Origin of the sequence: Halorubrum aquaticum, from assembly GCF_900113615.1 — an archaeon.
Classification (GTDB): domain Archaea; phylum Halobacteriota; class Halobacteria; order Halobacteriales; family Haloferacaceae; genus Halorubrum; species Halorubrum aquaticum.
Genome location: NZ_FOPZ01000003.1, coordinates 154338 through 167280, shown reverse-complemented (window position 1 = coordinate 167280; position 12943 = coordinate 154338). Strand labels below are relative to the sequence as shown.

Here is a 12943-nt window from a genome sequence, read left to right as displayed (position 1 = left end):
GGGGGACCGTCCGGGTACGGACGCGAACGACGGACGGACAATGAGCCTGAATCCACGGAGATACGACGTACGGGAACTGCGCTGGCTCGCGGGAACGCGGGCGGGCGCGGACGAAGCGCCTCGGGAGCGGCCGCTTCGTCAACCGAACCGGAACCGCGCCGAGCAGGCGGCTCGCTCGGCCGCGTTCACGGAGGTCCTCCAACGGCAACGCGGGCTGCGGCGGGTCGTCGACGGGGAGCGCCCCTACCTACGATCCGTTCCGAGCGTGCCCGAAGCGGAGCGGGAGGCGGCCGACTGGCTCGGCTACCTCGTCGACGTCGGCGGCCACCTGCGGAGCCGCGACGCGCTGTCGTACTACGCCGAACTCGGGTGGATCTCCCCGGCGGTCGCGGACGCGTTGGAACGCCGGCTCGCCGGCTTCGACGCGCCCCGACACGACCGGCCCTTCTCCCCCGCCGACCATCGGATCAGCCTCGTCTCTGTCGTCCGGATCGTCTCGTGTGCGAGTGAACAATGAGCGACGCAGACTCCACGGACACGACGGACTTCGACGACCAGGACGCCCCGACCCCGGTCGGGGTGAAACTCGGCAGCACCCGGACGGTGCTCGACCTGCCGGACGAACGCGACGGGCGCGAGCGACACTCGACGCTCACCTGTCTGGCGACCTACGAGGACGCCATCACCGGCGAGGAAAAGGCGCTGTACGGCCACGACGCCGCCGTCGAGTATCCCGACTCGGTGCGGTTCATGCTCCGGTCGGGACTCCCCGAAAACGACGAGGGCGTCGCCGACGCTGAAGCGTTCTTCGAGGCGGTCGTGGACGCCCACGACGTCCCGGCGGACAGCGCGGTCGTCTACGCGGTCCCGACCATCGACAACGAGGCGGGCGTCGAGAACCTCAAGGCGGTGATCGAGGGCTCGAGCGTCGGCGAGGCCGCGGTCCGGAGCTTCCCCGAGTCGCTGTGCGGGGCGATCCCCGCCTACGGCGACGGGCTCGACGCGATCGACGAGGTGTTCGTCTCGGTCAACATGGGCTCGACGACCCTCGAGGCCTGTGCGTACCGCCGCGGCGAGCAGCTCTCGCCGTTCTCGACCGGCTCGGTCACGGGCAACGAGGTCGACCGCTGGATCGTCGCCGCCGTCGAGGAGGAGAGCCAGGGCCGCGTCCACATCGACCGGACGACCGCCCGGGAGTACAAGGAGGAGCGCGCCGACGTGTACGACTTCGAGCCGTTCACGGACGTGGTCCAACAGCCCGGCGGCGGCAGCCACGAGTTCACCGTCGACCGCGGCGTCCGCGACCCCGTCGACCGCTACATCGACGACGCGGTCGACGCCGTCGCCAACGAGTTCCTCCCCGAGCTCGCGAACGACCACATGAAGCCCTACCAGCTCGCGTTGGGCCGCCCGATCGCCGTCACCGGCGGGATGGCGTGCATCCCCGGGTTAGTCGAGGAGTTCGAGAAGCGGCTCTCGGCCGAGCTCGACCGCGACGTCGAGGTCGTCGCCCCCGACGACCCCGCGACCGCCGCCGCGGAGGGCGCGGCACGCATCGCCGAACGGCTAGTCTGAGGCGGGCAAGCGAGAGCGAGCTGTCGGACGTTTTTCGACGGGAAGTACCCCTCAGCGGAGCCGATCCAGCTCGCCCTCCCGTGCGAGTTCACGGACCACGTACCGGTGTTGGATCGTCCAGAACCGCTTGGCGAGCGCGTACGCGACCGCCACGACGCCGATCGCGACGAGCCCGAGGAGCGGGTGCGTCGTCGTCGCGATGACGTACGACTGGTAGCCCAACGCCAGCACGACGACCGCCGCGACGACCGTCGCGAGCGGCTCCGCACGCGGGTTCCGGACGATGTCGGAGAGGCTCCGTAGCTCCCGCCGGAACTCAGGGGGGAGTTCGTCCCCGAGGAGGACCCGATCCTCGAGAGTGGCTTCGTCGGCCTCGGAGGCGGATCGAACCGATCGGTCGCTCGTCGACATGGGGGATCGGATCGCGTTCGATCGTGGTATGTCTTCTGGTGACACGACGACGGTCGGCACGCAGGTGGCGAGGACGGAGACAGCGAAAGCGCACCGCTCGCGGAACGGAACCGATCGTGAGTCGGAGAATAGTCCCGGGCGGATTCGAACCGCCGTCAATGGCTGACTTCGGGCATCCGGCGGGCGTCTCCGAAGAGACGACCCGTGATCGCGTCTCGGCCGCGAACGCGGACGGATTCCCTCCAAAGGCCATTATGATTGGCCACTACACCACGGGACTTCGAATACCGGTAACCGGGCCGGACTCAAGTAGGTTACTTTCCCGGGTTCACGCGCCCTCCTCCAGCCGCTCGTAGCGCTCCTCGAAGTTCCGCCGACAGGAGCCACAACAGAAGTGATACAGCGTCCCGTCGATCCGCGCGGACTCGCCCTCGGCGGTGACGGTGTTGTCACACTCCACGCAGTCGACGGCGAGGTCGGCGTCGCCGAGCCCCGGCGACCACTCGTGACGGTCGACGACTCTCACCGAGAGGGACGAGACCCGATCCAGTCCGACGACCCGGTCGACGAACCCGCGGACGTCGCCGCCGGCGACCCGGACGAGCGTGACCACGTCGCCGTCGGCGGTCAGGACGACGTGTTCGACCCGGTCTCGACCCGCGACCGCCTCGTAGACGGCCGGGGCCTCCGCGGGAGGGACCTCGAGCGTCACGAGCGCCGCCAGCCCCTCGGAGAGCTCGTCCGCGTCGATCCGCAGGGTGAACCCCTCGATCACGCCGGTCTCGCGGAGCCGGTCGACCCGGTCGGAGACCGCCGGCGCGGAGAGGTCGACGCGGTCGGCGATGTCGCTGTAGGGCCGTCGGGCGTCCGCCAACAGCAGCCGGAGGATCTCCCGGTCCGTCTCGTCGAGCGTGCGCATGGGTTCCCTTCCGTCCCGGCGAACAAAAGCGTCGTGACGGGTGCCCGTCGCGTCCCGTCGAGGGAAAGCGAGTTATCCGTGGCGGCCGAAGGGCGGACCATGCGAACGATCGAGATCGACGGAATGGCGTGTGGTGGCTGCGAGGACAGCGTCGTCGACGCGCTCGGCGACGTCCCCGGCGTCGAATCGGCCTCGGCCGACCACGAGGCGGGGACCGCGAGCGTCGAGGGCGACGCCGACGACGACGCCCTCGCGGCGGCGATCGAGGAGGCCGGCTACGAGCCGAAGGTCTGAGCCGCGTCACGCCGAGGCCTCACTCACTCCCTCCCGTCCGGAGCGGGACCCTCGTCCCGCTCGGAACCGTCGTCCGGCTCCTCGTCGGAGGCGGTACCGCTCTCGGAGCTCTCCGTCGCGTCCGAACCGTCGCCGAACAGCGAGCTCGTGAACAGCCCCGCGTCCGCCTCGTCGTCGCCGGACTCGTCCCCGTCGAACCCGTCCTCGTTCGCGTCGCTTCCGGCGGTCTCGCGGCCGTCGCCACCCGACCGGTCGGGACCCGGTGCCCGTCCGGCTCCGCCGCCGAAACCGGGCGCGAGCGGCGGCCGGTACGTGTAGACGAACTCGCCGGAGACGGCGTGGAACGCCCCCGTGTTCGGGTCCTCGACGACGCCGGTGTCGTTGTCGATGGCGAAGTCGACCAGGTCGCGGAGGCCGTCCGCGTACGCCTCCGGGCGGTCGTGTGCCTCCGGCGGGAGCCGAACCCGAGTGATCCACTCGTCGAACTCCGACCGGTCGTCACGGAACGAGAGGTACTCCCGCTCCGCCTCGTCGATCCCGATGAGGCCCTCGTATCGGGCGTATCCCAGCCCGGCGACGCCGAGGAGCCCGACGAGCAGGGTGAGCGGACCGCCGACGCCGCGGAGGGGACCGTACGTTCGCTCGACCGTCTCGGTGACCTGCTGTTCGTCGCCGTCGGACTGGACGCCGGGGTCGGAGACGGTGTAGGTGGCGCCCTCGTGGCTGATCCCGAACTGGACCGACCGCGTGTACGTGACGTTCTCGCCGTTGAGCGTGCCCGCCACCTCGACGTCGGTGACGACGAACGTCTCCGTCTCGCCGGGGGAGGCACCGAGCTCCTCCTCGATCGTCGCGACCCGCTCGTCGATCGCGGTGCTGTTGAGCGTGAACGGCGCCGAGACGGTCTCGCCCGGCCCGACGTCGGTCGCGGTCGTCGAGTCGACCGCCTCGCGCTGCTCCCAGTAGACGGTCCCGCTCTCCTCCCCGCCGACGTTGCGTACGACCAGGGTCGACTCGAGCGTGACGTCGACGGACTCGGCCGAGTCGGCGGTGTAGGTGGTTTGCGCCGCGACGTCGAGCTCGGGGGCGACGCTCGCGAAGTACGTCTCCCGGTTCGTGAGCTCGTCGCCGATGGAGAACACGGGACTCGGCTCCGTCACCTCCGCGCTGTGGACGTACTCGGTCTCGACGTTCCACGAGGAGACGGTCCGCGTCTGCGTCTCCGTGCCGGGGTCGACGTGCGTCGTGTAGACGAGGCCGCCGCCCGCCGCGGCGACGAGGAGACAGACGACGAGGAGAACGGAGAACTGTGCGTCCAGGAACGCCCGGGCCCGGAGCCGCGTCTCGTCCGGGCCGGCTCGCGATCCGTCGGGTCCGATCGGGTCGTCGGGGTCAGGGAGTGTACTCATGGGAGATCACCTGTAGAGCGCACGGAGGAGGCGTCGGTACAGCGGGGTCGTCCGGCGCGACTCGCGGCTCCGGATCCGCGCCGGCTCCCCGCGGAGCAGGAGGAGGCCGGTCAGGAGGATCCCGCCGCCGAGCAGGGCGTTGATCGCGACGAGGGGAACCCACGGGTGGATCCGATACAGGCCGTCGATGACCGCCGGCGGCAACACCGCCAGATAGCGGTTCTCGACGACGAACATCCGGTAGTAGCCCGTCTCCTCGGGCGCCGTGAGCGTCACCGTGGTCGACCCCTCGCCGCGGGGGCCGACCGCGACGCGTTGCGGGTCGACGGTCACGCCCGGGCTGGCGGGTTCGACGTACGTCCGAACGGGGACGAGCCCGGCGTTGGGGACGACGTACTCCAGCTCCTGGCTCGTCCCCCGCTCGATCACGGTGGGGTTGTCGGACTCGAACTCCGCGCTGACGACGCCGTACTCCTGGGTCCCGCCCGGAACCAGCATCGCCGCGGTCGCGGTGCTCATCAACACGAGCGCGAGCACGACGAGGATGAACGTCACCGAGGTGCCGTCGTCGCGGGAGCGGTCGCGTTCCGGCCGGTCGCGCGTCGAGCCCGTCAACAGCCAGTCGGCCGCGTACGCGACCACGGAGAGCCCGAAGAGGACGTACGCCAACCCCTGAGTGCCCTGAAGCGACCGCATCCCGAACGTCACCGCGAGCCATGTCTGGGCGCTCTCGAGTCCCGACTGGAACGCCATGGCGACCGTCCCGAGGTGGGGGATCACCACCACGCTGCCGCCGACGGTGAGCGCCTTCGCGACGATCTCCGTCTCCTGGACGACCGGCTCCCCGCCGTCCTGGTCGGTGAAGGGGTTGTTGTCGCCCTGCGTGATGTAGCCGCGCTCGGTCTCGTCGACGACGCGGTGGGTGGTCAGCCCGCCGCCCTGGATCTCCTGGGCCTCGAAGGTGACCACGTCGCCGACGCCGACCCCGCCGGCGACCGGCGCGGGGATCGCGACGAAGCCGTCGCCGGGGTCGAGCGTGGGCTGCATGCTCCCGGTCTCGACGAAGCTCAGGAGGATCGGCTGTCCGAGGAACTGCCCGACGACGAGCGAGAGTACGGCGATGACGGCCACGACCTGTAAGCCGATCGAGAGGATTCGTCGAGGGGACATGTGTCAGTCAGGAAGCAGTCGCGTTCGACAGAAGGCAATCATCGACGCGTTATAAATTCGCGGATCGTGTCAATCGACTCGGAGGTCGGCGCGGGCCTCGTCATGGAGGGGTCCGTCGTCGAACGCGCCGCCCGCGAGCAGGGCGTACGGCCCGATGAAGGCGAGACAGAACCCGAGGAGGTGGACGTAGAGGTTGATCACGCCGCCCTCGACCGACGCCTCGGCGGGGAACCCGACGACCGGGTACGCGACCGCGAGGGTCGCGCCGACGGCGAGGAGGTCGCCGTCTCCCCGGCGGTCGACCACGCGAGCGAGACCCCCTCGAAGCGAGGGACGGCGCTCCAGCGGGGTCGACAGGACCCCGCGGGCGCCGAGGAGCAGCCCGCCGAGGAGAACGACGGGGCCGACGAGCCCCGCGGGTTCGGTCGAGATCGGCAGCGCCAGGGTCCCGATCCAGCCGACGACGACGAGGAAGGTCGCCGGGAGCAGTCGGACCGGGGCGGACGCGGAGAGCGGGGCGCGTTCGCCGTTCGAGAGGCGTGCGTGGACGAACGCGGCGAACAACAACGGGAGGAGCCCCGCGAAGGCCATGTTCACGCCGGAGAAGCCGAACCCGATCGCGCGCCGCGGGACGGCGAGGTTCAGCGCGGAGAGCACGAACGGAAAGGCGAGACAGAACGTCGCGAACGCGGTGAAGAAGAACCGGCGCTGCCCGCCCGCGACCGCCAGCAGGTAGCCGACGCCCGCGAGCAGCCCGTAGGCGGCGACGTTCGCGAGGAGGTGTGCGGCCTCGAGGTGGACGTAGTGGGCCGAAAACGCCGTGAGCGCGGTCGGCTCGTGATACGCGAACGCGAGCGACCGCCGGGTCGTCTCCGGGAGCGCGAAGACCGCGAGGAGGACGACCGGCACGGCCGACAGGGCGAGGAGGTCGAGCGCGCGGGCTCGCGAGCGGAGTTCCTCGCGAAGCGACGGGTCCGCCCCGTAGACGCCCGGATCGGTCGACGTCGTCCTCACGGGGAATCCCTCGGGAACCGACGGTAAATCCCTGTCGCCGCAGGAACGGGCGACCCGGGGAGACGGAGCGGCGTGGGCGACCCGGGCGGAGTCAGGACCGCGGCATCCGCCGGATGACCGCCAGCCACCCGAGAAGCACAGCGAGAACGCCCATCACGCCCGCGAGCTCCGGGATCCCGAATCCACCCGGCTCCTCGACCGGCTCGGCGTCCACCTCGGACGACGCGCCGTCCTCGGAGGCGGACGACGAGCCGTCGTCGGCCGCATCGGATCCCGAGCCGTCCGCGTCGATCTGCCCGGCGTCGCCGCTCGTATCGGTCCCGCCGCCGGTGCCGCCCTGGCTTCCGCCGTCGCTCGAGTCGGTCCCGTCGCCCACGACGAGGGTTCCGGCCGGGGTTCCGTCGACCGCGAGGTCGTACGCGTCGGCCTCGGCGAAGCCGACCGGGAACGAGACCGTCGTCGACTCGCCGGGTGCGAGCGACACGGTCGTCGACGCGAGCGTCCCGCCGTCGGCGGTGAGCGCCAGGGTTCGCTCGCCGGCCGCGCCGCCCCCGTTCTCGACGGTCGCGGTCACGGTCGTCTCGTCGCCGGTCTCGACGGCCGACTCGGCGAGGTCGGCGTCGCTGACGCGGATCCGGTCGGTGTGGGCCGCGACCGCGAACGTCGAGAACTCCCCCGTGCGCGCGACGAAGTGGACCCGGTCCTCGGAGAGCCCGCGCACCTCGACGCTCTCCTCGTCGAGGACCTCGGTCTCGCGGGGCTCCCAGTCGCCGTCGTCGCTCCGGCGGAAGACGACCACGTTCCCGGGATCGGTCCCGCCCAGCGCGTCCCGGTCGATGCTGAACCGGATGGCCATCTCCTCGACCCCGGCGGGGTCGAAGTCGTACTCGAGCGCGAGGTAGCCGAGCGGAACCGGCTCCTGCGCCGTCTCGAGCGGGCCGGCCTCGGGGAGCGGTTCGGGGGTCCCGCTGGCGTTCATGCGGACGCTTCGCGTCGAGACGCCGTGAAGGTCGAGGCCGTCGAGCGTGAGGTTCGCCCGGTCGATCGACATGCCGTCCGTCTCGAACCGAAGGGTGTCGCCGGGGTCGACGTCGTTCGCCTCGAGTCCTCGCGCCGACGGCCCCGAGCTCGCGACGAGGACCTGCGGGCCGGCTGAGTCGTCGTCGTCGCCCTCGGCGGTGAACGCCGCGTTCTCCGCCGACGCCGGGTCCGTGACGTTCGCGTGGATCGCGAACTCGTCGCCGCTCAGGTACGTGCCCGCCTCCGTCCCGCGCGTGTCGAACCGGAGGCCGACCGAGACCGACTCGTCCGGCCCGAGGGTGACGTCGTTCGACTCGTTCTCGATCGGGCCGTCGTCGGTCACGAACGTCAGGTTCTCGCCCGCGTGTTCGATCCAGACGTCCGCCGTCTCGTTGGCGGTGTAGGTGATCGTGAACACGTCGTCGATCCGCCCGGTCGAGCCGACGTTGACGCCCTCGAAGTCCGCGGAGACGTTGGGGTTCGACGGCGAGACGTCGACGACGATCTCGTCGTCCTCGTTCAGGTAGGCGTACTTCCCGTTGGGGCCGTCCGCGGGCTGGATCGCCACGCGGTCGTCGGCGAGGGTGTCGGCCGGATCGTCCAAGACCGCCGCACCCGTCGCGAACGCGAGCGATCCCGCGGCTACGAGGAGGAGGGCGAGGATCGCGGTGCGGCGGGCGGTGGGCACGGTTTCTGTGAATCGTTACACGTCGAAGGGTGTTGAGTATGTGGAGCTTGAAGTCGTTGAAGGGGTTGCTTGATGGTTAAAATGAAGTATCAAAGTGATCCAAACCGGATAGAAAATATCGCGATGCGAGGAGATAGAGAGATCGATCCGAAATTGATTGGATTTTTATCATTATAATCCCGCTCCCGCTTGAACGACGGTTCGATCGGTTCAGGCCCGGTCTGAAGACCACTCTCCCACCGTTCACGATCGGTCTGAAGGGCCGATCTGCGCGTTTCAATACATAATTTTTCATATGATAATGGGCATTCTCTCGTCGTGAGATCCTCATAATCAGATCAGATAACGACCATATCAGCCGCCTATCGCCGGAAATTTCGGCTTTCCCAGAATCGGTAGTGCCTCCCTTTCGGGCTGTGAGAACCCTCACTAAATTATCACGACCCGAGGATTTATGTTGACAGGATATTATATGTCAGACAGAAATGGCGTCGGCACAGCAGATCGACGGGGGGCCCTCTGACGTCGGAATCGACGTTTCCGACGACGAGCTGTACGACGTGCTCGCGAACCAGCGACGACGGTTCGCGGTGCATCTGTTGAAACGAGAGGAGGAGACGATGGAGATCGGGGAGATGGCCGAGCAGATCGCGGCCTGGGAGAACGACGTCGACATGGCGGAGATCACGGGCAGCGACCGCAAGCGCGTGTACACCGCGCTCCAGCAGTCGCACCTTCCGAAGATGGACCGCGCCGGCGTCGTCCACTTCAACAAGAACCGCGGGGTGGTCGAGCCCACCGACGCGCTCGAGAACATCGACCTCTACATGGACGTGGTGGAGGGCAAGGAGATCCCCTGGAGCGAGTACTACCTCGGCTTGTCGGGGGTCGCGCTCGCGCTCGTGGCCGCGGTGTGGATGGGGGCGTGGCCGTTCACCCTGCTGCCGCCGCTCGCGTGGACCTTGGCGATCGTGGTCGCGTTCGCGTTCTCCGCGATCGCGCACAAGTACTACACCGCGGAGATGAAGGTCGGGGAACTGGAGGAGCCGCCGGAGCTCCAGTGAACCGGACGGGTAGGCAGAACTCGAGGATCCGACGAAGCGCGTCGTTCTCGGGGTGGCGACGACGGTCTGAATCGGATTCAAGCACTCCGTACCGGTCTTCCGGTAGCGCATAACGATGGGTATGGAACACGTTCGAGCGAGTAACGGGGGAACTTCGATATGAAACGACGACGCTTCATCTTACTACTCGGCGGCGCGAGCTCCGGCGCGATGGGTGTCGGTACCGGCGCGTTCAGCAGTATGGAAGCGGAGCGTGGGGTATCGGTGGACGTAGTGGGTAATAGAGAGGCGTTCGTCGGGTATTACGTCCCGAGGGGAGAACCAAATGACGACCAGTACGTCCCGGAAGACGCTCCAAATAGCGGGGATTCAGTAAAGAACGGAGATCGGATTCCACTCGTCGAAGTCAGAAGTCGGTTTAATAAAGAGCAGAAGATCTCATTGGTCGGCGTTCAGATAGAGCAAGGGTATGGAGTGTTGGACAGCGAGAGTTACGAGGTAAAACGAAAATTACCCGACTCCGAGGAAGACGAGTACGAAGACGTCGAGCACGTGGACATCACAGAAGGGACCACGGAACCGGATCCTATCGATACACCGGAAAACGGATTTGGACCCGGTGGATACGAGAGGATCACTGCTGAAGTGGACGGTATCGGGTCGGGAACAGAGGTCGACATGGTGGTGACAGTCACTCTCAAAGGGGTAGAGAGTACTGGAATCGCCGCGCAGTTGTTCGGAGACACGCGGGAGTTCACGATCACCGGAGAAACGATCAGCACGACAGATCTGATCTCTGGCGTGAAGTTCCCTGGGAATTCTGGAAATCCCCAGATACAGACGACCACAGGTGATGGAACGCTCAAGGCAAGAGCCTACTTCCGTCAAAACGGAAACGGAAATTCATCAGATAATATTGAGCGGACTTCTTGGACCGGTGAGATTCCGGTTAACGGTCCCCTCAATCTACGACAGTTTGGAGAACCGAACAACGGACCAACCATCGTCGGAATCGAGATCGACGGAATAGACGGCGTATTCGTCAGATCTAACAAGAATGACGACAACGTAGTCACGCACGGAAACACGGTGAGCGCTGAGCAGGCGTTCGGCAACCAGCTCGTGACTGACGACTGATCGGGGTCGAGTCGAGCGGCAGTAATCCGGTGTGTCGTTCTGAATCGAGAAGCAGTTAGTTGTTGAAATAGAGAAGAGAGAACTCAATTCTGGAGAGAAATATAATATTCCCAATAAGATGGAAATCAAATGTGGTCGTAAGAGGGTCTCAGAGATATGATCGTCATCCGTAGGTAGATCCTGAACGCTCTTCAGGCGTGTTCAGAATCGTTTCAGCCCGATCCAGAGGAAATTCAGTACGACGCAGAATTCTTTCTGCTGACTCATAACGATATGGGATACGTCCCATGGGTGTAGTAGAGCGACCCCGGGTGACACGAGACGTCTCGTGTCCCCGAACGCGGGTCGCGTGCGGACAACAGAGGTAGACCAACCATGGAACGACGCAAGTTCATCATCGGCGCAGGTGCATTGGCAACGGGTAGTTCGGCTGCAGTGGGAACGGGAGCACTTAGTTCACAGAGTTCTACCCGTTCAGTTAGTGCTGCGGTAGTCAACGATAATAATGGGCTAGTGGGCTTGAACATCGACGACAGTTCGCTGGAAAATACCGAGTACGCCTCGCATCAGAATGGACAGCTTACTCTGACTTTTGAAGGGGCTTCCAATAGTGGATCGTTTTCGTCAAGTGATGGGCTCAATCCCGATTCTACGCTCTACTTTGATAATGTCTTCCAGATTCGAAATCAAACTGAGGATACCCTCGCGATAGATATTGATAAGAGTGGGCTGGACAATTCAAGTGCGTTCACATTTTACGGAGCGTGGACTAACGGGAAAAATATGAATCGCGATAGCGATTGGAACGGTCAGACTAACGCTGGGCAGGGTGTTAATATCGGTGTCAAAATTGAAACACCTGATAATGTTAATGCCGGTTGGGAGTCGGGGAACATCGTGATTAACGCCGAAGATCCCGGCGATCAAAATAACAACTGATCGACTAATATAGACAATCTATTGTGGGGGGGGGTTCTTAAATAAATATGGCAATAAACTCGGTTATTTTATATTACACTCAATATTTAGCTCTTGAAATTATAAATTCTTTCAGATATTCTTATACGATCTCCGTATCCACCTCCACAGATGGACGACCATTCTTACGAACCCGACTCGAACGGGCGCGTGACCGCTCCTCTGTAGGGGTTCGACAGCCGTGGGGTCGTTATCGGTGCGGCCGCCATCCTGGTTCGGCCTGTTGATCGCACACATTATTTCTGAGCCTTGTTTAGACGCTCCCGGAACGTGGGTTAGCGCCTATGTTGACTGAACGGGACCCGCCTGTGAGAGGCTCTCAGTTTGATTTTCTTCTTCGATAGAGGCTGTTTCGCTCTATCCACACCGCGTCTAAACAAGGCCTTATTTCTGTATGTAATAAACGCCGAGTCGAAATCTATGAATACATAGTACACATAGCATACATCATGGGCACGATCTCCACTCGAGTCCCCGAAGACCTCGAATCTGAACTCGAGGCGTACCTCGAATCCGAGCGCCTCGATCGGAGCACTGCGGTCAGGAAGCTCCTCGCGGAGGGCCTCGAGGACTGGCGGAGGGAACGCGCTCTCGATCGGTTCACGGCCGGCGAGATCTCGCTCACCAGGGCCGCCGACCTCGCGGACCTGTCGGTCTGGGAGTTCACGCATCTGGTCGAAGAGTCCGACGCCGCGTGGGTCTCGAGTGACCACCTCGAAACCGACCTCGAGGACCTGTGAGCTGGGTCCTCGACGCGACTCCGCTGATCTACCTCGCGAAGGCGGAGCGACTGGCGATCGTCGAGACGCTTTCGGAACCACGGCTCGTGCCGGAGCCGGTGTACGACGAGGTGGTGACCGAGGGGATCGAGGCGGGTTACGATGACGCGCGCCGGATCGAGCAGGCCGTCGAGGAGGGACATCTCGAGATCGTCGAGGTCGATCTCGACGACTCCGCGATCGCGACGCGACTGGACCGGCATTCGGGCCTGAGCGACGCCGACGTCTCGGTGCTCGGGTGTGCCAACGCGCGCGACGCAGTCGCGGTGATGGACGAGGCGGCGGGCCGATCGGCCGCGGAAGTCGAGGGCATCGAGACGCGCGGGACCGCGTACGTGGTCCTCTCGGCGGTGAAACGCGGGGAGCTATCACCCGATCGGGGGCGCGAGACGATCGACGCGACGATCGAGCACGGGTGGTACGTCGCTCCGGACCTGTACACGAGGATCGTCCGGAAAATGGAGTCGTTCGAGTGATCGGATCGA

The 12943-nt window shown here is 65.5% G+C and carries 14 protein-coding genes and 1 tRNA gene; 8 read left to right on the top strand and 7 right to left on the bottom strand.

Annotated elements, in window-relative coordinates:
- Positions 1–40 precede the first annotated feature (40 nt).
- Positions 41–517 carry a FlaD/FlaE family flagellar protein gene (locus tag F3H10_RS04190; protein ID WP_149783584.1) on the top strand — a complete coding sequence of 159 codons (477 nt, stop codon included), beginning with the start codon at positions 41–43 and terminating at the stop codon, positions 515–517.
- Positions 514–1575: a hypothetical protein gene (locus F3H10_RS04185; protein ID WP_149783583.1), complete on the top strand. Its 1062-nt coding sequence runs from the start codon at positions 514–516 to the stop codon at positions 1573–1575. Before F3H10_RS04190 ends, F3H10_RS04185 begins: the two co-directional genes overlap by 4 nt.
- Before the next feature lie 51 nt (positions 1576–1626).
- Here F3H10_RS04185 and F3H10_RS04180 read toward each other — a convergent pair whose 3' ends face one another.
- The 3 genes from F3H10_RS04180 to F3H10_RS04170 form a co-directional block, all read right to left on the bottom strand.
- Positions 1627–1986, bottom strand: a complete 360-nt coding sequence (locus tag F3H10_RS04180) for a hypothetical protein (protein WP_149783582.1) — start codon at positions 1984–1986, stop codon at positions 1627–1629.
- 129 nt (positions 1987–2115) lie between these two features.
- Positions 2116–2266 (bottom strand) — tRNA-Gln (locus tag F3H10_RS04175).
- Between the two features lie 48 nt (positions 2267–2314).
- Positions 2315–2905 (bottom strand): winged helix-turn-helix transcriptional regulator, encoded by a 591-nt coding sequence (locus F3H10_RS04170; protein WP_149783581.1) that lies wholly within the window; start codon positions 2903–2905, stop codon positions 2315–2317.
- Between the two features lie 99 nt (positions 2906–3004).
- Between F3H10_RS04170 and F3H10_RS04165 the strand changes: the two genes are divergently transcribed.
- On the top strand, positions 3005–3199 hold the full coding sequence (locus F3H10_RS04165; RefSeq protein WP_149783580.1) for a heavy-metal-associated domain-containing protein: 195 nt from the start codon (positions 3005–3007) through the stop codon (positions 3197–3199).
- Positions 3200–3222: 23 nt separating this feature from the next.
- Here the strand turns inward: F3H10_RS04165 and F3H10_RS04160 are convergent, their stop codons facing one another.
- From F3H10_RS04160 to F3H10_RS04145, 4 genes are all read right to left on the bottom strand, one after another.
- Positions 3223–4608, bottom strand: a complete 1386-nt coding sequence (locus F3H10_RS04160; RefSeq protein ID WP_149783579.1) for a DUF5305 domain-containing protein — start codon at positions 4606–4608, stop codon at positions 3223–3225.
- A gap of 6 nt (positions 4609–4614) precedes the next feature.
- A complete protein-coding gene (locus F3H10_RS04155; RefSeq protein WP_149783578.1) occupies positions 4615–5778 on the bottom strand; it encodes a signal peptidase I in 1164 nt (387 codons plus the stop codon).
- Positions 5779–5847: 69 nt separating this feature from the next.
- Positions 5848–6792 carry a hypothetical protein gene (locus F3H10_RS04150; RefSeq protein ID WP_149783577.1) on the bottom strand — a complete coding sequence of 315 codons (945 nt, stop codon included), beginning with the start codon at positions 6790–6792 and terminating at the stop codon, positions 5848–5850.
- A 91-nt stretch (positions 6793–6883) separates the two neighbouring features.
- Positions 6884–8500, bottom strand: a complete 1617-nt coding sequence (locus F3H10_RS04145; protein WP_149783576.1) for a DUF1102 domain-containing protein — start codon at positions 8498–8500, stop codon at positions 6884–6886.
- 485 nt (positions 8501–8985) lie between these two features.
- Between F3H10_RS04145 and F3H10_RS04140 the strand changes: the two genes are divergently transcribed.
- The 5 genes from F3H10_RS04140 (at position 8986) to F3H10_RS04120 (ending at position 12934) form a co-directional block, all read left to right on the top strand.
- Positions 8986–9564 (top strand): DUF7344 domain-containing protein, encoded by a 579-nt coding sequence (locus tag F3H10_RS04140; RefSeq protein WP_149783575.1) that lies wholly within the window; start codon positions 8986–8988, stop codon positions 9562–9564.
- Between the two features lie 159 nt (positions 9565–9723).
- Positions 9724–10701: a hypothetical protein gene (locus tag F3H10_RS04135; RefSeq protein ID WP_149783574.1), complete on the top strand. Its 978-nt coding sequence runs from the start codon at positions 9724–9726 to the stop codon at positions 10699–10701.
- A gap of 375 nt (positions 10702–11076) precedes the next feature.
- The gene (locus tag F3H10_RS04130) at positions 11077–11640 is read left to right on the top strand and encodes a DUF1102 domain-containing protein (RefSeq protein ID WP_149783573.1); all 564 of its coding nucleotides are present in this window, start codon (positions 11077–11079) and stop codon (positions 11638–11640) included.
- A 488-nt stretch (positions 11641–12128) separates the two neighbouring features.
- Positions 12129–12419: a UPF0175 family protein gene (locus F3H10_RS04125; protein WP_149783572.1), complete on the top strand. Its 291-nt coding sequence runs from the start codon at positions 12129–12131 to the stop codon at positions 12417–12419.
- Positions 12416–12934 carry a DUF3368 domain-containing protein gene (locus F3H10_RS04120; RefSeq protein ID WP_149783571.1) on the top strand — a complete coding sequence of 173 codons (519 nt, stop codon included), beginning with the start codon at positions 12416–12418 and terminating at the stop codon, positions 12932–12934. The genes F3H10_RS04125 and F3H10_RS04120 overlap by 4 nt, the downstream gene beginning before the upstream one ends.
- The last annotated feature ends 9 nt before the right edge of the window (positions 12935–12943 follow it).

Bases quoted from the DNA above. Each gene is read 5' to 3' on its own strand.
- F3H10_RS04170 (WP_149783581.1), bottom strand. From the start codon at position 2,905: ATGCGCACGCTCGACGAGACGGACCGGGAGATCCTCCGGCTGCTGTTG.
- F3H10_RS04130 (WP_149783573.1), top strand. From the start codon at position 11,077: ATGGAACGACGCAAGTTCATCATCGGCGCAGGTGCATTGGCAACGGGT.
- F3H10_RS04160 (WP_149783579.1), bottom strand. From the start codon at position 4,608: ATGAGTACACTCCCTGACCCCGACGACCCGATCGGACCCGACGGATCG.
- F3H10_RS04165 (WP_149783580.1), top strand. From the start codon at position 3,005: ATGCGAACGATCGAGATCGACGGAATGGCGTGTGGTGGCTGCGAGGAC.
- F3H10_RS04185 (WP_149783583.1), top strand. From the start codon at position 514: ATGAGCGACGCAGACTCCACGGACACGACGGACTTCGACGACCAGGAC.
- F3H10_RS04125 (WP_149783572.1), top strand. From the start codon at position 12,129: ATGGGCACGATCTCCACTCGAGTCCCCGAAGACCTCGAATCTGAACTC.
- F3H10_RS04190 (WP_149783584.1), top strand. From the start codon at position 41: ATGAGCCTGAATCCACGGAGATACGACGTACGGGAACTGCGCTGGCTC.
- F3H10_RS04135 (WP_149783574.1), top strand. From the start codon at position 9,724: ATGAAACGACGACGCTTCATCTTACTACTCGGCGGCGCGAGCTCCGGC.
- F3H10_RS04180 (WP_149783582.1), bottom strand. From the start codon at position 1,986: ATGTCGACGAGCGACCGATCGGTTCGATCCGCCTCCGAGGCCGACGAA.
- F3H10_RS04155 (WP_149783578.1), bottom strand. From the start codon at position 5,778: ATGTCCCCTCGACGAATCCTCTCGATCGGCTTACAGGTCGTGGCCGTC.
- F3H10_RS04140 (WP_149783575.1), top strand. From the start codon at position 8,986: ATGGCGTCGGCACAGCAGATCGACGGGGGGCCCTCTGACGTCGGAATC.